Raw genomic sequence first — 18,092 nt, forward strand, 5'->3', positions numbered from 1 at the left:
AGGCCGCCCGCCTCGGGCGGCCCCGCTGTGTGCACACCCCGCTGTGCGCCGCAGGCACCTCCCGTCACGACCCCGAGTCCCTGGAGTACCCGTGTCCACGACCTGGACCTCCGCACCGGCCGACACCGGTGCGCCCCCCACCGGGCCGGCCTCGCCCGCCGCGACGACCGTCGCCCGTCGCCGCCCGCACCGCCGACCCGATCTGCGCCGCTGGATCTCCCCCCTCGCCCTGGTCGTCCTGTGGCAGCTCGCGTCCTCGACCGGGCTGCTCGCCGAGGACGAGCTCGCCTCGCCGCTGCGGGTGGTGACCGCCGCCGTCGACGTCACCCGCAGCGGGGAGCTGACCGAGGGGCTCCTGGTCTCGCTCGCCCGGGTCGCCACCGGGCTGGTCCTCGGCCTGGTCGTCGGGGTGGGGCTCGGCGTGGTGTCGGGGCTCTCGCGCTGGGGCGGCCTGCTCGTGGACCCGCCGGTGCAGATGCTGCGCACGCTGCCGCACCTCGGGCTGGTGCCGCTGTTCATCCTGTGGTTCGGCGTCGGCGAGCTGCCCAAGGTGCTGCTGGTCGCGCTGGGCGTGCTGTTCCCGATGTACCTCAACGTGCACGCGGGCGTCCGCGGCGTCGACCCGAAGCTGCTGGAGGCGGCGTCGGTGTCCGGGTTCACCCACGCCGAGCAGCTGCGCCACGTCGTGCTCCCGGGCGCCATGGCGTCCACGCTCACCGGGCTGCGGCTCGCGCTCGGCATCGCCTGGCTGTCGATCATCGTCGCGGAGACCACCGCGGCCGACGCCGGGATCGGCTACATGATCATGAACGCCCGGGAGTTCCTGCGCACCGACGTGATCGTCGTCGGGCTCGCGGTGTACGCGCTGCTCGGCCTCGGCACCGACGCCCTGGTCCGCCGCCTCGAACGGAGCGTGCTGGCCTGGCGGCCCGCCGGCCCGGCCGGGGGCGACCGGTGAGCGCGCGGGTACGCGGCCTGGTCCGCGGGTTCGGCGGGCGGCGGGTCCTCGACCGGCTCGACCTCACCCTCGGCGACGGCGAGTTCGTCGCCCTCCTCGGCCGGTCCGGATCGGGGAAGTCGACCCTGCTGCGGCTGCTCGCCGGCCTCGACGACGTCCGCGACACGGGGGTGACCGGCGAGGTCGAGGTCCCCGGCTCGGTCGCGGTGGCGTTCCAGGAGCCGCGGCTGCTGCCGTGGCGGTCGGTGCGCGACAACGTCGCCCTGGGGCTGCACCGTGACCTCGGCGGGGACACCCCGGCCGCCGTCGCCGACCGGGCGCTCGCCGAGGTCGGGCTCACCGACCGGGCCGACGCGTGGCCGCTGACCCTGTCCGGCGGCGAGGCCCAGCGGGCGTCGCTGGCCCGGGCCCTGGTCCGCGAGCCCGACCTGCTGCTGCTCGACGAGCCCTTCGGTGCCCTGGACGCGCTGACCCGGATCACGATGCACCGGCTCGTGCTCGACCTGTGGCGGCGCCACCGCCCGGGGGTCCTGCTCGTCACCCACGACGTCGACGAGGCGCTGCTGCTCGCCGACCGCGTGCTGGTCCTGTCCGACGGGCGGATCGGCGGTGAGCACCGCCCCGGCGACCGGCCGCGGGACCAGGAACGGCTGGCCGCGCTGCGCCGCACCGTGCTCGACGAGCTCGGGGTGGTCGACGATGCGGCCTGACCCCCCCACCTCCGCGGCGGCACCGGGGCCCCACCGGACGCACCGCGCGGCACCGCGCGGCGGGCCACGGCGCCGAGGCCGCGCCCCGACCGCCGCCCATGATCACCGGGGGCGCCGGGCGGTCACGGTGCTGCTGGTGGCGCTGGCGCTCGTGCTCAGCGGGTGCTCGTCGGTGCCGGTGGACCGGCCGCCGATGCAGCCGGCCGCGAGTCCCGCCGGGGTGACGCTCGTCGTCGGGGACCAGAAGGGCGGCTCCCAGTCGCTGCTGCGCGCCGCCGGGCTGCTCGACGACCTGCCCTACCGGATCGAGTGGCGCACCTTCACCTCCGGGCCGCCGCTGGTCGAGGCCGCGCGGGCCGGGGCGATCGACGTCGGCGGCACCGGCAACACCCCGGCGATCTTCGCCGCGGCCGCCCGGGCCCGGGTGCAGATCGTGTCGGCGAACCGCGGCAACATCACCGGCGACGCGATCGTCGTGCGTCCCGACTCGCCGCTGCGGACCGTCGCCGACCTGCGGGGCGCGCGGATCGCCGTCGCCAAGGGCAGCTCGGCCCACGGGCAGGTGCTGTCCACACTGGCCGCGGCCGGGATGGGCCTCGACGACGTCGACCTCACCTTCTTCGCCCCCGCCGACGCCTACGCCGCGTGGCGCCAGGGCGACATCGACGCCTGGGCGGTCTGGGACCCCTACACCGCCCAGGCCGAGCTCGACGACCACGCCCGGATCGTCGCCGACGGCACCGGCACCGCGAACGGCTACGGCTTCCAGGTCGCCTCGAACGCCGCGCTCGCCGAGCCCGCGCGCAGCGCCGCGCTCGCCGACTTCCTCGCCCGCCTCGCCGCCGCCCAGACCTACTCCGACACCCACCGTGAGGAGCGGGCGAAGGTCTGGAGCGCGGAGACGAAGCTCCCGCTGCCGGTGACCCGCAGGGCGGTCGGGCGGGGTCCCGACCTGCCCGTCCCGCTCGACGACGCCGTCGTCGCCTCCCAGCAGGCACTCGCCGACGCGTTCACCGCCGCCGGGGTCGTCCCCGGGCGGGCCGACTTCGCCGCGTTCGTCGACCGCCGCTACGAGACCACCACCCTGACCGCGGCCCGGGACGGCATCCCCGGGACCCGCACCGACACCCGAGGAGGCGCACGATGACCGTCGTCCCGCACTGGTTCCTGCCCACCTCCGGCGACGGCCGCACGATCGTCGCCCGCCGCCACGCCGACCGCGGCGAGGCCGGTTCGACCGCCCGCGACGCCGACATCGGCTACCTCGCGCAGATCGCCCGGGCCGCCGAGGCGCAGGGCTTCCACGGGGTGCTCACCCCGACCGGCACGTTCTGCGAGGACGCCTGGCTCACCACCGCGGCGCTGCTGCGCGAGACCCGCACCCTGCGCTACCTCGTGGCGTTCCGGCCGGGCGTGCTGTCCCCGACGCTGGCCGCCCAGATGGCGGCCACCTACCAGCGGATCTCCGGCGGGCGGCTGATGCTCAACATCGTCACCGGCGGCGACGCCGTGGAGCAGCGGCGCTTCGGGGACCACGCCGACCACGACGAGCGCTACGCCCGCACCGACGAGTTCCTGACCGTGCTGCGCGGCGCCTGGTCCGACGGGCCGTTCGACTTCACCGGCGCGCACTACGACGTCGTCGGTGCCACCACCCTCGCCGCGCCCGACCCGCTGCCGCCGGTCTACTTCGGCGGGTCGTCGGACGCGGCGCTGCCGGTCGCGGCCCGGCACGCCGACGTCTACCTGACCTGGGGCGAGCCGCCCGCGGCCGTCGCCGAGAAGATCGGGCGGGTGCGCAAGCTCGCCGACGACCTCGGCCGCGAACCGCGCTTCGGGATCCGGCTGCACGTGATCACCCGCGACTCCCCCGACGAGGCGTGGGCCGAGGCGGGCCGGCTGCTCGACGCGCTCGACCCGGCCGAGATCGAGCGGGCCCAGGAGACGCTGCGTTCCAGCCAGTCGGTCGGGCAGCAGCGGATGCTCGCCCTGCACGGCGGGTCGTCCGACGCGCTGACGATCTCCCCGAACCTCTGGGCCGGGGTCGGGCTGGTGCGCGGCGGCGCCGGGACGGCGCTGGTCGGCAGCCACACCGAGGTCGCCGACCGGATCGCCGAGTACCACGAGCTGGGGATCACCGAGTTCGTGCTGTCCGGCTACCCGCACCTGGAGGAGGCCTACCGGGTCGGCGAGGGTGTGCTCCCCGAGCTGCGTCGTCGCGGTCTGCTGGCCGAGCCGCCGCGCTGATCCGCCGTACCGTCCCGCGGCGCCCGGGTCCATCGCGCCGGACGCGGCACACACCGTCGGGCTTATTCCTGTTCGTGAGCTTCGTCGCGGATGATCCGTCCGGACGGTTCGTCCCCGGTAGGTTCGTCGGTCGTGCCGACCGCCCCGTCGCGGCCGGTCGCACCCGCCCGGTGCGGCCCGGTCCGGCGGCCCGGTCTCCCGCGGCCACGTCCCCGGAGCCCCCGCTCCCGCCCGGCGTCGCCGACGGCGCCGCCCCGCGGCGTCACCCCGGGGCGCCGTACCCGGTGCCCGGCACGCCCCCCGACGCACCGCCGCGCCGGCACCCGGACGCGACCCGTCCCGGGGGTCGGCGCCGAGAGGAACCCCGATGCGCCTGCCCCGCGCACTGTCCCTGCTGGTCCCCGCCGTCGCGCTCGCCGTGCTCGCGTCCGGCTGCGCCGCCCCCGGCGAGTCGTCCGGCGGCGGTGAGGGCGGGTCCCGCACCGTCCGCATCGGCGTCTCCGACGGCGCCGAGCCCTACTGGAACGTCTTCCGGGACAAGGCCGCCGCCGAGGGCATCGCGGTCGAGCTGGTCAACTTCACCGACTACAACCAGCCCAACCCCGCGCTCGCCCAGGGCCAGCTGGACCTCAACCAGTTCCAGCACCTGCAGTACCTGGCCAACTACAACGTGCAGAACGACGACACCCTGGTCCCGGTCGGCGCGACCGCGGTCTACCCGCTGCCGCTGTACTCCACGAAGCACGCCGACCTCGCGCAGATCCCGCAGGGCGGGCAGGTCGTCATCCCGAACGACGCCGTGAACCAGGCCCGCGCGCTGAACGTCCTGCAGTCCGCCGGGCTGCTGCGGCTGACCGACGGCGGCACGACGACCTCCACCCCGGCCGACATCGACGCAGCCGCGTCGAAGGTCCGCGTCACACCGGTCGACGCGGCGCAGACCGCGGCGAACCTGACGAGTGCCGACGCCGCGATCGTCAACAACAACTACGCGCAGTCGGCGAACCTGACCCAGGACCAGGTCGTCTACTCCGAGGACCCGGACTCCGACAAGGCCAAGCCCTACATCAACCTGTTCGTCGCCCGGGCCGAGGGCAAGGACGACCCGGCCTACGCGACGCTCGTCCGGATCTACCACGACCAGCAGGTCCTCGACGCGGCCCGCAGGGACCTCGGCGACGGCGGCGTGTTCCGCGACAACTCCCCGGCCGACCTGCAGCAGACCCTGGCCGGCATCGAGCAGCAGCTGCGGTCCCGCTGATGACGGCGCCGGTGATCTCGTTCGCGGGTGCGACCCGCACCTTCGCCGCCCGGCGGGGCCCGGGCGTCACCGCCGTCGACGACGTCGACCTCGACATCGCCGAGGGCGGGATCACCGGCGTGATCGGCTGGTCCGGCGCCGGCAAGTCGACGCTCGTCCGGATGATCAACGCCCTCGAGCTGCCGACCGCGGGGACCGTCACCGTGCGCGGGCGGGTCACCTCGGAGCTGTCCGAACGTGGCCTGGCCGAGCTGCGCGGCGAGGTCGGGATGATCTTCCAGCAGTTCGCGCTGATGAACTCCCGCACCGTCGCCGGGAACGTCGGCTACCCGCTGGCCGTCGCGGGCCGGTCCCGCGAGCAGCGCCGCGCCCGGGTCGCGGAGCTGCTGGAGTTCGTCGGGCTGTCCGAGCTGGCCGGGCGCTACCCGGCCCGGCTGTCGGGCGGGCAGAAGCAGCGGGTCGGGATCGCCCGCGCGCTCGCGACGTCACCGTCGATCCTGCTCGCCGACGAGGCGACCAGCGCGCTGGACCCGGAGACGACCCGGGAGGTGCTCGCCCTGCTCCGCCGGGTCAACCGCGAGCTGGGCACCACCGTCGTCGTGATCACCCACGAGATGGAGGTCGTCGCGGAGATCTGCGACCGGGTCGTGGTGATGGAGCAGGGCACGGTCATCGAGGACGGCGCCGTCTACGACGTGTTCGCCGCCCCGTCGCACCCGGCGACCCGGCGGTTCGTGCACGGCGTCCTGCAGGACGTCCCCTCCGACGAGACCCTCGCGCGGCTGCGGGCGCGCCACCCCGGCCGGCTGGTGACCGTCGCGGTCGGCGGGCCCGGCTCCGGGGCCGGCGACGCCCAGGACGCGATCTCCCGGGTGCCCGCCGCGCACGGGGTCCGCGCGACGGTGGTGCACGGCGGCATCCGGGAGCTCGCCGAGCGCCCGGTCGGGAGCCTGACCCTGGAACTGACCGGTGCCGACGCGGCCGTGCAGGCCTGCGTCGACGAGCTGTCCCGGGCCACCCGGGTGACGGAGCGGACCGCATGACGAACGACTGGGCGACGCTGGAGCCGGTGCTGTGGCTGTCGGTGCTCCAGACCGCCTACATGGTGTTCTGGACGATGCTGCTGGCGGGCGCGCTCGGGCTGCTGCTCGGCGTCGCGCTGCACACCACCCGGCCCGGCGGTCTGTACGCGCACCGCGGCGTGTTCGGCGTACTGAACGTGCTGGTCAACATCGTGCGCCCGATCCCGTTCATCATCTTCATCACCGCGGTCGGTCCGCTGACGCTGATCGTGATGGGCACGACGATCGGCACCCGGTCGGTGCTCTTCCCGATGGTGGCGATGGCGACGTTCTTCATCGGACGCATCGTCGAGCAGAACCTGGTGTCGGTGGACCCGGCCGTGGTCGAGGCGGCGCGCGCGATGGGGGCGAGCCGGTTCCGGATCGTGTGGAGCGTACTGGTGCCCGAGGCGCTGGCGCCGCTGGTACTCGGCTACACCTTCGTCTTCGTCGCGGTGGTCGACATGTCGGCGATGGCCGGCTACGTCGGCGGCGGCGGGCTGGGCGACTTCGCCATCTCCTACGGGTACCAGCAGTTCGACTGGCCGGTGACCCTGCTGACCGTGGCGATCATCGTGGTCGTCGTGCAGTGCGCGCAGCTGCTCGGGAACACGCTCGCACGCAGGGTGTTGCACCGGTAGGAGACCGCTGAACCCCTCGGGAGGCCGTTCATGGCGCGCAAGCAGATCCACCTGGCCGCACACTTCCCGGGCGTCAACAACACCACCGTGTGGAGCGACCCGGCGTCCGGCAGCCACATCGAGTTCGAGTCCTTCGCGCACTTCGCGCGGACGGCCGAGCGGGCGAGGTTCGACTTCCTGTTCCTCGCCGAGGGGCTGCGTCTGCGCGAGCACCGCGGCGAGATCTACGACCTCGACGTGATGGGCCGCCCGGACACGTTCACGGTCCTGTCCGCGCTGGCCGCGGTCACCGACCGGCTCGGCCTGGCCGGGACGATCAACTCCACCTTCACCGAGCCCTACGACGTCGCCCGCCAGTTCGCGTCGCTGGACCACCTGTCCGGCGGCCGGGCCGCCTGGAACGTGGTGACCTCGTGGGACGCGTTCACCGGCGAGAACTTCCGCCGCGGCGGGTTCCTGCCGAAGGACAAGCGCTACTCCCGGGCCAAGGAGCAGCTGGCCGCGACCGCCGCGATCTGGGACTCGCGCACCGGCCCCGAGGACCGCGGGGAGTTCGCCTACTCCTCCGACCAGTTCGACGTGCACGGCCGGTTCTCACTGCCGCGCAGCCCGCAGGGCCGCCCGGTGATCCTGCAGGCGGGTGACTCCGAGGAGGGGCGGGAGTTCGCCGCCGCGTCGGCCGACGCGATCTTCTCCCGGCACGCCGAGCCCGAGGCCGGACGCGCGTTCCTCGCCGACGTGAAGGGCCGCCTCGCCCGCTACGGCCGGGCGTGGGACGACCTGAAGATCCTGCCCGCCGCGACCTACGTGCTGGGCGACACCGACGCCGAGGCCGCCGAGCGCGCCGAGGTGATCCGCTCCCAGCAGGTCAGCCCGCAGACCGCGATCGTGTTCGCCGAGCAGCTGTGGAACACCGACCTGTCCGGGCGTGACCCGGACGGCCCGCTGCCGGAGTTCGATCCCGTCGAGGGCGAGCTCGTGTCGAAGGGCCGCGCGAGCGTGCGCCAGTACCGGGACCCGAAGGCCGTCGCCGACCAGTGGCGTGCCCTCGCCGCGGAGAAGAACCTGTCGCTGCGCGAGACGGTGATCGAGGTGACCGGGCGGCACACCTTCGTCGGGAGCCCGCGGACGGTCGCCGACGCGATCGACGACGCCGTGCAGTCCGACGCCGCGGACGGCTACGTACTGGTCCCGCACGTCACCCCGGGCGGGCTCGACGAGTTCGCCGACCGGGTCGTGCCGCTGCTGCAGGAGCGCGGGTCGTTCCGCACCGAGTACACCGGGACGACGCTGCGCGAGCACCTGGGTCTCCCGGCCGTCCGCTCGACGACCGACCCGACCGAGGCGGCGACGGCGGCCCCCTCCACGACCTGACCGCGCGTCCGACCGGCGCCGTGGACCTCGTCCGCGGCGGCGGCCACGGCGGGCACCCGCGCCCGGCGGGGCCGGGCCCGGCCGCGGTGGCGCCGGGTGCGGGTCAGGTGCGCTCGTCGTCGCGGCCCTCGGACCGTTCCCGGGCGGTGTTCTCCCGGTGCGCGCGGACGGCGATCCAGGCCATCGCGGCCGGGATGCCGAGCAGCAGCCCGAACGACAGCAGTCCGGCGATCCAGTCGCCCGGCACGATCACCAGCACGATCACGGTGATCGCGACGGCCTGCAGGATCCGGTCCACGCGGCCGCCCGCGGCGCGCGGGGGCCGGTGCGGTGCGGTCAGCTCGGTGTCCAGCTCCGGGTCGGAGCGGCGCAGCTCCTGCTCGAGGCCGGAGAGCCGGAGCTCCTCGTCGCGGTCCAGGGGGCGCGCCACCGGGCGTGGGTCGGGGTCGCCGGTCCCGCCGCCGGGCGACGGCGGCGGCAGGGGCGGGGGTGTGACGGACATCGTGACCTCCTCGGTGCCACCGACGGGGTTCCCGCTCCCGGGGCCAGTCATCCGGGATGTGCGGGAGACGTCACCGATCGTACCGAAACGGACATACTCCCGCCGCTGCACGCGGCAGGGCCCGGCGGCAGGATCACCCGCATGGAACGCTGGACCGATCCCGTCGAACGCCACGACCCCGCCGGAGTCCTCGACCGGCTCGACGGACGGCCCGTGCACGAGATCGCCGACGCGCTGGCCCGGATGGAACCGGTCGACGCGGGCTGGGTGTTCCGGCTGCTCGGCAAGGACCGCGCGCTCGACGTGTTCGAGGAGCTCGACCCGGTCGACCAGCAGGAGCTGCTGGCGGGGCTGCGCGACGACGCGGTGACCGCCCTGGTCGAGGACATGGACCCCGACGACCGCGCGCGGATGCTCGGCGAGGCGCCGGCCAAGGTCGCGAACCGGGTGCTGGCCGGGCTGTCGGCCGGGGAACGGTCGATGACCGCGGCGCTGCTCGGCTACCCCGACGGCTCGGTCGGGCGGGTGATGACGCCGGAGACCGTCGCCGTGCCGCTGCACAGCAGCGTGACCGAGGCGCTGGCCGTCGTGCGGCGCAAGGGCGCGCAGGCCGAGACCGTGTACACCCTCCCCGTCACCGACGCCGGGCGGCGGGTGACCGGCACCGTCTCGCTGCGCGACCTGGTGCTGGCCCGGCCGGACGTCGTCGTCGCCGACCTCGTCGACGACGGGGCACCGCGGGTGCGGGCCACCGACGCCGCCGAGGACGCCGCCCGCCTGATGGGCGAGGCGAACCTGCTCGACCTGCTGGTCGTCGACTCCGAGGACCGGCTCCTGGGCCTGCTCACCATCGACGACGCCGTCGAGATCCTGGAGCGCGCCGACACCGAGGACGCCGCCCGCCAGTCCGGTGCGGCACCGTGGTCGGGCCACTACATGTACGTGCGGGTCACGAAGCTGGCGCGCACCCGCGCGGTGTGGCTGGCGGTGCTGCTGCTCGCCGCGGTGCTGACGGTCAACGTGCTGCAGATCTTCGAGGACTCCCTGGAGCAGGTCACCGCGCTGGCGCTGTTCATCCCGCTGCTCGTGGGCACCGGCGGCAACGCGGGCGCCCAGTCCGCGTCGGCGGCGGTCCGGGCGATCGCCGTCGGGGAGGTGCGCCTGGCCGACCTGCCCGCGGTCGTGTGGCGGGAGCTGCGGGTCGGGCTGCTGCTGGGGACCCTGCTCGGCGCGCTCGGGCTGCTCGTCGCGGCACTGCTGGTCGGGGTCCAGGTCGCCGTCGTGGTGGCGGTGACGCTGGTGGCGATCTGCGGCTGGGCGGCGACGGTCGGCGCGACGATGCCGTTGCTGGCCCGCCGGGTCGGGATCGACCCGGCGGTGGTGTCCGCTCCCCTGGTCACGACGCTCGTCGACGCGACCGGGCTGCTGATCTACTTCTCGGTCGCCCGGTTGGTGCTGGGGATCTGACCCGCGTCCACGGTCCCGTCGTCCCCGCCGTCGGTGTCGGATCCGGTGACCTCGGGGGAGGCCGCACCGTCCCCGGCGGCCGCGGCGCGGCGCCGGGAGACGACCAGGCTCGCGACGGCGGCGACGGCGATCGTCCCGGTGATGACCAGCAGCGACAGCCAGATCGGCACCTCGGGTACCGGCACCGGCTGCCCGTCGTTGATGAACGGCACGTTGTTCTCGTGCAGCGCGTGCAGGGTGAGCTTCACGCCGATGAACGCCAGGATCACCGCGAGGCCGTGCGCCAGGTAGATCAGGCGCTCCAGCAGACCGCCGATGAGGAAGTACAGCTGGCGCAGGCCGAGCAGGGCGAAGGCGTTGGCGGTGAACACCAGGAACGGCTCCTGGGTGAGGCCGAAGATCGCCGGGATCGAGTCGAACGCGAACAGCAGGTCGGTCAGCCCGATCGCGACGATGACCAGCGCCATCGGGGTGAGGAGCCGCTTGCCGTCGACGCGGGTGACCAGCTTCGCGCCGTCGTACTCGGTGGAGGTGGGCAGCACCTTGCGGACCAGGCGGACCAGCTTCGAGTCACCGGCGTCGGCCTGCTCGTGGTCGTCGGAGGACATCGCCTCGCGGATCTGGGACCAGGCGAGCCAGAACAGGATGACCGCGAACAGGTAGAAGACCGCGACGAACTGCTCGATGATCACCGCGCCGACCGCGATGAACGCACCGCGCATGACGATCGCGATCGCGATGCCGATCAGCAGCACCTTCTGCTGGTGCACCTTCGGCACCGCGAAGCTGGTCATGATCAGCAGGAAGACGAACAGGTTGTCGACCGACAGGGCCTTCTCGGTCAGCCAGCCGGCCATGTACTCGCCGCCGTACTGCCAGCCCGCGAACACGCCGACGACGACGCCGAACAGCAGGGCGATCGCGATGTAGCCGGTCGACCAGATCGCCGACTCGCGCAGCGTGGGCTCGTGCGGGTCGCGGGCGTGCCCGACGAAGTCGAACACGAGCATGCCGACGACGACGGCGAGCGTCGCCAGCCACACCCAGAGGGGAACGTTCACTGCGGGGTCCTCCAGCGCAGGTAGGGGCGCTGAAGGTCTCCTCCGCCCGCCGCGGTGACCGCGGTGGACCGGCGCAACCGGGACCGGCTCGGGCCGGTGCCGTGATGACGGCGACGCCGTGTTCGGGAGTACTCCCCTTCGACTGGGCAGAACGGTAGGGCATGACCCCGGGTTCCGACAGCGGGGGGTACGCGAGCCTCGTCACATCTGTCCGGTTCCGCCGGTGACCTCCCGGCGGCGGCGCGGACCGCGCGGACGGCACCGACGTACTCGCGCATCCACGGTCCCGGCGGGTGCCACTGCGCGCGCCGTGGCGGCGGCGCACGTGCCCTCGGCCTGGGCGCCCAGGCCGAGGGTGAACCGGCCATATGACGGCTTCCGGATCGTCCTGGCCGGCAGCCGGGTCGACAGCGCGGTCGCCGTCGGGCTGCGCGGGAACGCGATCGTCACCGCCGTCCCCCGGCGCAGCCGGGTGGTCGCCTGCGCAGCCGGCGGCAGCAGCGTCTCCCGGTGCAGGGACCCGCCCGGTGGCCGACGACGACGTCCCGGGACCGGACCCCGGATCCTCAGCCCGCGGCGAGCCGGGCGGTCGCGGCGGCGCGGGCCGGCTGCACCGGACGCGGGGCGGCGGGCAGCCGGCGGAGGGCCGCGCGGGCCGTCGCGGAGGCGGCCGCCCGCGCGGCGGCCGGGCGGACCGGGGCGGCCCCGGTCCCGGCCGGACGGGTCACGACGGGCAGCCGGCCGGTGCCCGACACGCGCGGCGCCGGGAACGTCGCGGCGGCGACGTGCGCGGGCCGCGCCGGCTCCTCGGGCAGGACCGGCGGCACCGGCGTCGCCGGGCCCACCGCGTGCACCGCGACGGCCGGCAGCGCCCGGGCCCGGGCGGGCGCGTCGCGGAACGGCGTCGGGACCGGCGACGGCCGGGTGTGCCCGCTCCCCCGCTCCAGGCGCTCGCAGCGCTCGCGGCCCCGGCCCGCCACCCGCGCGGCCAGCCGCAGGGCGGTGCGCGGCGCCTCCAGGCAGCCGACCCTCGCCCGGTACACCCAGCCCGGCACGGACAGCGTCCGGCCGCGGGCGAGGTCGTCGAGCGAGCGGCGCACGACGTCGCGGGGGTCGAGCCACAGCGGACCCTGCGGGTCGTCGTCGGTCCGGATCCGGCCCGCGGCGACCACGGTGACGGTGACGCCGGTGCCGTGCAGCGACGCCGCGACGGTGTCGCTGAACGCCGGTACCCAGGACGTCGACGCGCCGTGGGCGGTGCCGCCCGAGGCCAGGTACCCGGCGAGGCTCGCGACGGTGAGCACGCCGCCGCGGCCGCGGGCGGTCATCGCCGGGACCGCGGCGCGGGTGAGGCGCATCAGGGCCGTCACGTCGAGGTCGATCTCGCCGGTCGGCGCCTCGACCGGCGCCTCGGCGAGGACCGCGTCGGTCTCGACGCGCGCGTCGTCGACCAGCAGCTCGATCGGCAGATCCCGGTCGGTGATCCGGCGCTCGACGGCGGCCAGCCCGGCCGGGTCGGTGAGGTCGGCGGGCAGGATCTCGACGATGGCGCCGGTGGCGCGGCCGATCCGCTCGGCGACGTCGGCGAGGCGGGCGGCGTCGCGCGCCACGAGGACGACGGACCATCCGCGCTCGGCGAGCTCGTGGGCGTAGACGGCGCCGAGCCCGCGGCTCGCTCCGGTGACCAGTGCAGTCGGCATGTCGACGACGCTAGGGACGGTTCGCTGTGGTGCCCCTGAGAACGTCCGCCCCGCTGAGAGCCCGCTGAGACCGGCCCGGGACCGACGGTACGGTCGGGGCCGCACGGTCGAGGGGGAGGTGGTGTCGTGCAGCAGATCGGTGAGGTGGCCACGCGCGTCGGGCTGTCGCTGCGCACCATCCGGCACTGGGACGAGCTGGGACTGGTCACGCCGTCGGCCCGCAGCACCGGCGGCTTCCGCCTCTACACCGAGGGCGACGTCGAGCGCCTGCGGTTCGTCAAGACGCTCAAGCCGCTCGACCTCGGCCTGGACCAGATCCGCGCGCTGATGGCGGTGATCGACGGCGCCCGCGCCGACCTCGACGCGGGTCGCCCGGTCGACGACGACGCCCGGGACCGGCTGGCGCTCTACCGCACCGCCGCCGAGTCGCGGATCGAGGCGCTGCACGCCCGGATCCACGGGCTGGAGCTGCTCTCCCGCGAGCTGCGGGCGCTGTCCGAGCCGCGGACCGGCGACGCGGACGACTAGCGCGGCGACGGCAGGCCGCACACCGCGCCGAGGTCCTCGGGCACGTCGACGTGGCGCCACAGCTCGTCCAGCCCGGTCAGCGGGTGGTCCGGCAGGGCGGCGTCGAGCACCTCGTGCAGGCGGGCCCTGGCGTCCTCGGCGCGGGCCGCGGCCAGCAGCGCCGCACGCGGCACCGGACCGTGGCCGAACAGCTCACCCACGAAGTCCAGCACCTCGACCCGGGTGACCGGTACCCGATCGGGGTCGGCAGGACCGTGCTGAACCACGACACCCTCCTCTCGACGCCGGGACGCCCCGGGAAGTGCAACGGCCGGGCCGTCGGAGGACCGGACTCTACCCTCACGCGCTTGGAGGGTTGTCCGACCCACCCCGACGAACGGCACGGTCCGTTGCCCGTCGCAACGGCATCCGGGCCCACGTGCGCGACCCTCCGCACGAGGACCGGGGCCGGAGGTTCCGGCTGAAGGCGGGCAACGGGCAGGTCGTCGCCGTCGGCGAGTCGTGGGAGAGCAGGTCGACCGCCCACACGGGCTGCGCGGCGGTCCCGCTCGCCGCCGGGGGCGCCACCGGCCGCCGCACGCGTCCGGTCCGTGACGGGTCGGACCGCGCCCGGCGGGTAGTCGTGCCCCATGCAGCAGAACACCGCACACGACGACGCCACGGCACAGGACGACACCGCCCCGGACGACGCCGGCATCACCGACCGGCGGGCACGCGCCTTCGCCACGGCACTGCAGGCGTTCGAACGGGACGGCGACGCGGAGGACCTGCTCGCCCGCTTCGGGGACGGCGCCACCGCCGAACGGCTCGACGGCCGCGGGGCCCGCTCCGATCTCGACGCCTTCTGGCGGGAGTACCGCTCCCCGTTCGAGCGTGTCGCGACGACTTCCGCAACGCCGTGCAGACCGACGGCTCCGTCGCACTGGAGTGGCACAGCGACGCGGTGCTCTCCGGGGGCGGCCCGGTGACCGTGCGCGGGGTCACCGTCCTGAACCTCGCGGACGCCGACGACGACGGCCCGGGTGCGGTCACCGCACTGCGCACCTACTACGACACGGCGGTGTTCGTGACACCTCCGCGCGCCCGGGACTGAGCGGCGCCGGAGCGTACCCGATCGAGTTGTGGACCATCGGGCCCGGAGCTACCGTGGATCCCACAGACCCGGGCGCACGGGAGACACCGCCGAGGCGGTCCCGCCCGTCCACCGGGACGTACGAGATCCGTTCAACCATGCAGCGGACCCCGCACCTGCCATCGGCGATTGCGAGTGACCATGCGCAGTCCCACACTGCCCACCCGTCCTGCGGAACGCACCCGCGACGGCCGTCGAGGCTACGACGACCTCATACCCGATCTCGACCAGCTGGCCGCGACCCCTCCGGACGCACCGGGCCGGGCCGCGCTGCGCGAGCACATCATCAGCGAGTTCCGACCGCTGGTCCGCAACCTGTCCCGACGCTTCGCCGCCCCCGGCCGGGCCGTCGAGGACATCGAGCAGGCCGGCATGCTCGGCCTGGTCAAGGCGGTCGACCGCTACGACCCGGCGTCGGCGACCGGTGGCCCGCTCGGCTACCTGGTGCCGAGCATCCGCGGCGAGATGAAGCGCCACCTGCGCGACTACTCGTGGGCGGTGCGGGTCCCGCGCGACCTGAAGGAACTCGCCGTCACCGTCGGCCGGATCGCCGACGACATGGGGCAGCGGCTCGGCCGTCCGCCCCGCCCGTCGGAGATCGCGGCCGAGGCGGGCGTGCCGGTCGGCGAGGTCGTCGACGCGCTCGGTGCCCTCGAGTCGCACCACGCGCGGTCGCTGGACGCCCCGGTCGGCGACAGTGGATCCGGCGAGGAGCTGTCGCTCGCCGAGCGGATGGGGTCCGAGGACCCGGCGCTGGACCTGGCCGCGCACGGCCCGGGGATGCGCGCGGCGCTCAACGAGCTGCCCGACCGGGAGCGTCGGATGCTGGTCCTGCGCTTCTACGGCGACCGGACCCAGTCCCAGATCGCCGCCGAGCTGGGAATCTCGCAGATGCACGTCTCGCGGCTGCTGTCCCGGACCCTCGCGCGGCTGCGCGAACGGCTGGCCGAGGACTGAGGCGGCCCGATCCGACGCGGACGGGCCCGGCCCCCGCTCGGGGTGCCGGGCCCGTCGTCGTGCGGGGGGGGTCAGGCGGTCGCACCCTCCGGGTGCACCGGGTGCTTCCCCTCGGCGAACTCCTCGATCAGCGTCGCGCAGAACGCGTCGAGGTCGTCGGGGTTGCGACTGGTGACCAGCCCCTGGTCGTTCACGACCTGCTCGTCGACGACGGTCGCACCGGCGTTGCGCAGGTCGGTCCGGATGCTCGGGAACGACGTGAGGGTGCGGCCCTTCACCACGTCGGCCTCGACCAGCGTCCACGGGCCGTGGCAGATCGCGCCGACCGGCTTGCCCGCGGTGAAGAAGGCCTTCACGAACGCCACCGCGGTGGCGTCGGCCCGGAGGTTGTCCGGGTTCACGGTGCCGCCGGGCAGCACGAGGGCGTCGTAGTCGTCGGCGGACACGTCCGCGACGGCCCGGTCGACGTCGAGCTTCTCGTCCGGGTTGATGTCGGCCGACATCGACTGGATCGGGTCCGTGGACAGCGAGACCACCTCGACCCGGGCGCCGGCCTTCTGCAGCTCCTCGCGGGGCTGGACCAGCTCGACCTTCTCGACGCCGTCCGTGGCCAGGATCGCGACGGTCCGGCCCTGCAGTTCGTTCGCCACCGTGGGTTCCTCCTCGGTCTCGTGCTCGTGCGTCGTCCCCTCCCGGCTTCCCGCTGTCGGCACGATCAATCGCGCAGGACGGGACCGGGCACTGTCGCCGTCCTCCGAGCCGGGTTACGCTCCCATCTGAGTAGCGCAGCGATACCCAGGAGACGGGATGGACGCACGGACGGCGGCGGCGTCCCAGGTGTGCTCGGTGGCCCGCACCGCGGCGCTGCTGGCCGACCCGTGGACGGTGCTGCTCGTGCGCGACCTCGGTCGCGGCGTCACCCGCTTCGGCGAGCTGGCCCGCGGCCTGGGCGTCGCGCGCACCGTCCTGAGCCGACGGCTGTCCGAGCTGGTCGGCGACGGCGTCGTCGAACGGGTGGACTACCGCGAGCCCGGCGCCCGGACCCGCGCCGAGTACCGCCTGACCCGCCGGGGCCGCGACCTGGGCGTGGTCCTGGCCGCGCTCATGGACTTCGGCGACCGGCACCTCGCCGGCGACGCCGGCCCACCCGTGGTCCGCGTGCACACCGGCTGCGGCGCCCCCGTGCGTCTGGTCAGCGTGTGCACCGCCGGGCACCGCCTGCGCCGCACCGACGACGTCCATCTCGAACCGGGCCCCGGAGCCCCCGTCACCGTCACCGTCACCGAGCAGGAGCCACGATGACCTCCGCAGCAGAACCCACGACCGGGCCGGCCACCACGCGCCGCCGCGAGCACGAGTGGACCGACCCGATGGTGCTCGCCGCCGCCGCGGCCGGTCTGGACGGACTGGAGTACCTGCGCCGGATCGTCGACGGCCGCCTCCCCGGGGCGCCCGTCGCGAGCCTCGTCGGGTTCCGTGCCGTCTCCGCCGAGCACGGGCGCGTCGCGTTCGCCTTCGAACCCGGCGAGCACCAGTACAACCCGATCGGCTCGGTGCACGGCGGGGTGTACGCCACGCTGCTCGACTCCGCCTGCGGGTGCGCGGTGCACTCCACGCTCCCCGCCGGGACCGGCTACACCAGCCTGGACCTGTCGGTGCGCTTCCTGCGCCGGATCACCGTCGACACCGGCACCGTGACGTGCACCGGCCACGTCGTGCAGGCCGGGCGCCGCACCGCGCTGGCCCGGGCCGAACTGACCGACGCCGAGGGCCGACTGCTGGGCGAGGCCACGTCGAGCTGCCTGATCCTGCCCGGCGGCTGAGCCCGCCTCAGCGCGGCGCGACCGGGCGCCGGGTCGGCGCGGTGCCGGAGCCCCCGGCGCGCTGCGCGGCCTCCACGCAGGTCGCGGCGCGGACCGCGCCGGCCGCGTCCGGGCCGGTGGCGTAGAGCGACGGCCCGGGGAGCTCGGGGGTGAGGGCGCGCGCGTCGTCGGAGACGGCGGCGAAGCCCTGCCGCCCCCACACCCACACGGCACGGTCCCCGGCGCCGCGCAGCGTGCCGGTGATCGGCACCGAGACGAACGCGAGGTCCCCGTCGGTCGCGGTGAACCGGTCGGCACCGGGCACCGCACCGACCGGGAGCGCCCCGGACAGCGCATCGACGACGGTCCCGCGGGCGGGGGTGCACGAGCGGAGCGCGGCGGCCGGGTCGTCGACGGCGAGCCGGGCGAACTCGGTCGCCGGGTCGATCTCGCGGGACGCGCGCGCCTCCCCCGGTGCGACGAGTGCGCCGAACCCGACGACGACGGCGGCCAGCACACCGGCACCCACCAGCAGGACCCCGGCACACCAGGCGACGGTCCGCAGGACCACCGACCCGGATCCGCTCATGACCCCAATCTATCCGCGGACCGGGGCATCGGCCCCGCGGAGACATGATCGGTTATCGAGCGGTGACACCGGCCGGGTCGCGCACGGCCCCGATCGGGTCGG

The 18,092-nt window shown here is 75.0% G+C and carries 21 protein-coding genes and 1 pseudogene; 16 read left to right on the forward strand and 6 right to left on the reverse strand.

Features of this window, described 5'->3' with window-relative positions:
- The first annotated feature begins 91 nt into the window (after window positions 1–91).
- The 8 genes from WHI96_RS09615 to WHI96_RS09650 all read left to right on the forward strand — a co-directional run bounded on the left by WHI96_RS09615 (window position 92) and on the right by WHI96_RS09650 (window position 8,252).
- Window positions 92–958 (forward strand): ABC transporter permease subunit, encoded by an 867-nt coding sequence (locus WHI96_RS09615; RefSeq protein WP_425571704.1) that lies wholly within the window; start codon window positions 92–94, stop codon window positions 956–958.
- Window positions 955–1,668, forward strand: a complete 714-nt coding sequence (locus WHI96_RS09620) for an ABC transporter ATP-binding protein (protein WP_345651933.1) — start codon at window positions 955–957, stop codon at window positions 1,666–1,668. The genes WHI96_RS09615 and WHI96_RS09620 overlap by 4 nt, the downstream gene beginning before the upstream one ends.
- 136 nt (window positions 1,669–1,804) lie before the next feature.
- Window positions 1,805–2,815 (forward strand): ABC transporter substrate-binding protein, encoded by a 1,011-nt coding sequence (locus WHI96_RS09625; protein WP_425571703.1) that lies wholly within the window; start codon window positions 1,805–1,807, stop codon window positions 2,813–2,815.
- Entirely contained in the window at window positions 2,812–3,915 is a 1,104-nt protein-coding gene (locus WHI96_RS09630; RefSeq protein WP_345651930.1) for an LLM class flavin-dependent oxidoreductase, read from the forward strand. The genes WHI96_RS09625 and WHI96_RS09630 overlap by 4 nt, the downstream gene beginning before the upstream one ends.
- A gap of 367 nt (window positions 3,916–4,282) precedes the next feature.
- On the forward strand, window positions 4,283–5,176 hold the full coding sequence (locus WHI96_RS09635) for a MetQ/NlpA family ABC transporter substrate-binding protein (protein ID WP_345651928.1): 894 nt from the start codon (window positions 4,283–4,285) through the stop codon (window positions 5,174–5,176).
- On the forward strand, window positions 5,176–6,219 hold the full coding sequence (locus tag WHI96_RS09640) for a methionine ABC transporter ATP-binding protein (protein ID WP_345651925.1): 1,044 nt from the start codon (window positions 5,176–5,178) through the stop codon (window positions 6,217–6,219). The genes WHI96_RS09635 and WHI96_RS09640 overlap by 1 nt, the downstream gene beginning before the upstream one ends.
- On the forward strand, window positions 6,216–6,878 hold the full coding sequence (locus tag WHI96_RS09645; protein ID WP_345651923.1) for a methionine ABC transporter permease: 663 nt from the start codon (window positions 6,216–6,218) through the stop codon (window positions 6,876–6,878). Before WHI96_RS09640 ends, WHI96_RS09645 begins: the two co-directional genes overlap by 4 nt.
- Before the next feature lie 30 nt (window positions 6,879–6,908).
- Complete coding sequence (locus WHI96_RS09650) at window positions 6,909–8,252, forward strand: NtaA/DmoA family FMN-dependent monooxygenase (RefSeq protein WP_345651920.1); 1,344 nt, start codon at window positions 6,909–6,911, stop codon at window positions 8,250–8,252.
- Window positions 8,253–8,355: 103 nt separating this feature from the next.
- Here the strand turns inward: WHI96_RS09650 and WHI96_RS09655 are convergent, their stop codons facing one another.
- Entirely contained in the window at window positions 8,356–8,754 is a 399-nt protein-coding gene (locus tag WHI96_RS09655; RefSeq protein ID WP_345651917.1) for a DUF3040 domain-containing protein, read from the reverse strand.
- Between the two features lie 141 nt (window positions 8,755–8,895).
- Between WHI96_RS09655 and mgtE the strand changes: the two genes are divergently transcribed.
- Complete coding sequence (gene mgtE, locus WHI96_RS09660) at window positions 8,896–10,221, forward strand: magnesium transporter (protein WP_345651914.1); 1,326 nt, start codon at window positions 8,896–8,898, stop codon at window positions 10,219–10,221.
- Here the strand turns inward: mgtE and WHI96_RS09665 are convergent.
- Together WHI96_RS09665 and WHI96_RS09670 are read right to left on the reverse strand one after the other, a co-directional pair.
- Window positions 10,185–11,282 (reverse strand): TerC family protein, encoded by a 1,098-nt coding sequence (locus WHI96_RS09665; RefSeq protein ID WP_345651911.1) that lies wholly within the window; start codon window positions 11,280–11,282, stop codon window positions 10,185–10,187. The genes mgtE and WHI96_RS09665 overlap by 37 nt on opposite strands.
- 566 nt (window positions 11,283–11,848) lie before the next feature.
- Window positions 11,849–12,982: an SDR family NAD(P)-dependent oxidoreductase gene (locus tag WHI96_RS09670; protein ID WP_349302359.1), complete on the reverse strand. Its 1,134-nt coding sequence runs from the start codon at window positions 12,980–12,982 to the stop codon at window positions 11,849–11,851.
- A gap of 126 nt (window positions 12,983–13,108) precedes the next feature.
- Here WHI96_RS09670 and WHI96_RS09675 point away from each other — a divergent pair, with 126 nt between their 5' ends.
- Window positions 13,109–13,510 (forward strand): MerR family transcriptional regulator, encoded by a 402-nt coding sequence (locus WHI96_RS09675; protein ID WP_345653934.1) that lies wholly within the window; start codon window positions 13,109–13,111, stop codon window positions 13,508–13,510.
- Here WHI96_RS09675 and WHI96_RS09680 read toward each other — a convergent pair.
- Window positions 13,507–13,776, reverse strand: a complete 270-nt coding sequence (locus WHI96_RS09680; protein ID WP_345653931.1) for a hypothetical protein — start codon at window positions 13,774–13,776, stop codon at window positions 13,507–13,509. The two genes, WHI96_RS09675 and WHI96_RS09680, sit on opposite strands and share 4 nt — an antisense overlap.
- Before the next feature lie 152 nt (window positions 13,777–13,928).
- On the opposite strand from WHI96_RS09680, the pseudogene WHI96_RS09685 reads away from it, so the two are divergent.
- The 4 genes and pseudogenes from WHI96_RS09685 to WHI96_RS09700 all read left to right on the forward strand — a co-directional run.
- Window positions 13,929–14,063: pseudogene (locus WHI96_RS09685) on the forward strand (YegP family protein); the annotation flags it as partial.
- Between the two features lie 76 nt (window positions 14,064–14,139).
- A complete protein-coding gene (locus tag WHI96_RS09690) occupies window positions 14,140–14,478 on the forward strand; it encodes a hypothetical protein (RefSeq protein ID WP_345653946.1) in 339 nt (112 codons plus the stop codon).
- Window positions 14,475–14,603, forward strand: a complete 129-nt coding sequence (locus tag WHI96_RS09695) for a hypothetical protein (protein ID WP_345653943.1) — start codon at window positions 14,475–14,477, stop codon at window positions 14,601–14,603. The genes WHI96_RS09690 and WHI96_RS09695 overlap by 4 nt, the downstream gene beginning before the upstream one ends.
- Window positions 14,604–14,783: 180 nt before the next feature.
- Window positions 14,784–15,599, forward strand: a complete 816-nt coding sequence (locus tag WHI96_RS09700) for a sigma-70 family RNA polymerase sigma factor (protein WP_345653928.1) — start codon at window positions 14,784–14,786, stop codon at window positions 15,597–15,599.
- A gap of 71 nt (window positions 15,600–15,670) precedes the next feature.
- Here WHI96_RS09700 and WHI96_RS09705 read toward each other — a convergent pair whose 3' ends face one another.
- Window positions 15,671–16,249 carry a type 1 glutamine amidotransferase domain-containing protein gene (locus tag WHI96_RS09705; RefSeq protein WP_345653925.1) on the reverse strand — a complete coding sequence of 193 codons (579 nt, stop codon included), beginning with the start codon at window positions 16,247–16,249 and terminating at the stop codon, window positions 15,671–15,673.
- 157 nt (window positions 16,250–16,406) lie between these two features.
- On the opposite strand from WHI96_RS09705, the gene WHI96_RS09710 reads away from it, so the two are divergent.
- Both WHI96_RS09710 and WHI96_RS09715 read left to right on the forward strand, forming a co-directional pair.
- Window positions 16,407–16,901 (forward strand): winged helix-turn-helix transcriptional regulator, encoded by a 495-nt coding sequence (locus WHI96_RS09710; RefSeq protein WP_345653922.1) that lies wholly within the window; start codon window positions 16,407–16,409, stop codon window positions 16,899–16,901.
- Window positions 16,898–17,422, forward strand: coding sequence for a PaaI family thioesterase (locus WHI96_RS09715; RefSeq protein ID WP_345653920.1), 525 nt, complete (start codon window positions 16,898–16,900; stop codon window positions 17,420–17,422). The genes WHI96_RS09710 and WHI96_RS09715 overlap by 4 nt, the downstream gene beginning before the upstream one ends.
- Window positions 17,423–17,429: 7 nt before the next feature.
- Here the strand turns inward: WHI96_RS09715 and WHI96_RS09720 are convergent, their stop codons facing one another.
- Window positions 17,430–17,990: a hypothetical protein gene (locus WHI96_RS09720; protein WP_345653917.1), complete on the reverse strand. Its 561-nt coding sequence runs from the start codon at window positions 17,988–17,990 to the stop codon at window positions 17,430–17,432.
- Between the last annotated feature and the right edge of the window lie 102 nt (window positions 17,991–18,092).

It is taken from the genome of Pseudonocardia tropica, from assembly GCF_040105315.1.
Lineage (GTDB): Bacteria > Actinomycetota > Actinomycetes > Mycobacteriales > Pseudonocardiaceae > Pseudonocardia > Pseudonocardia alni.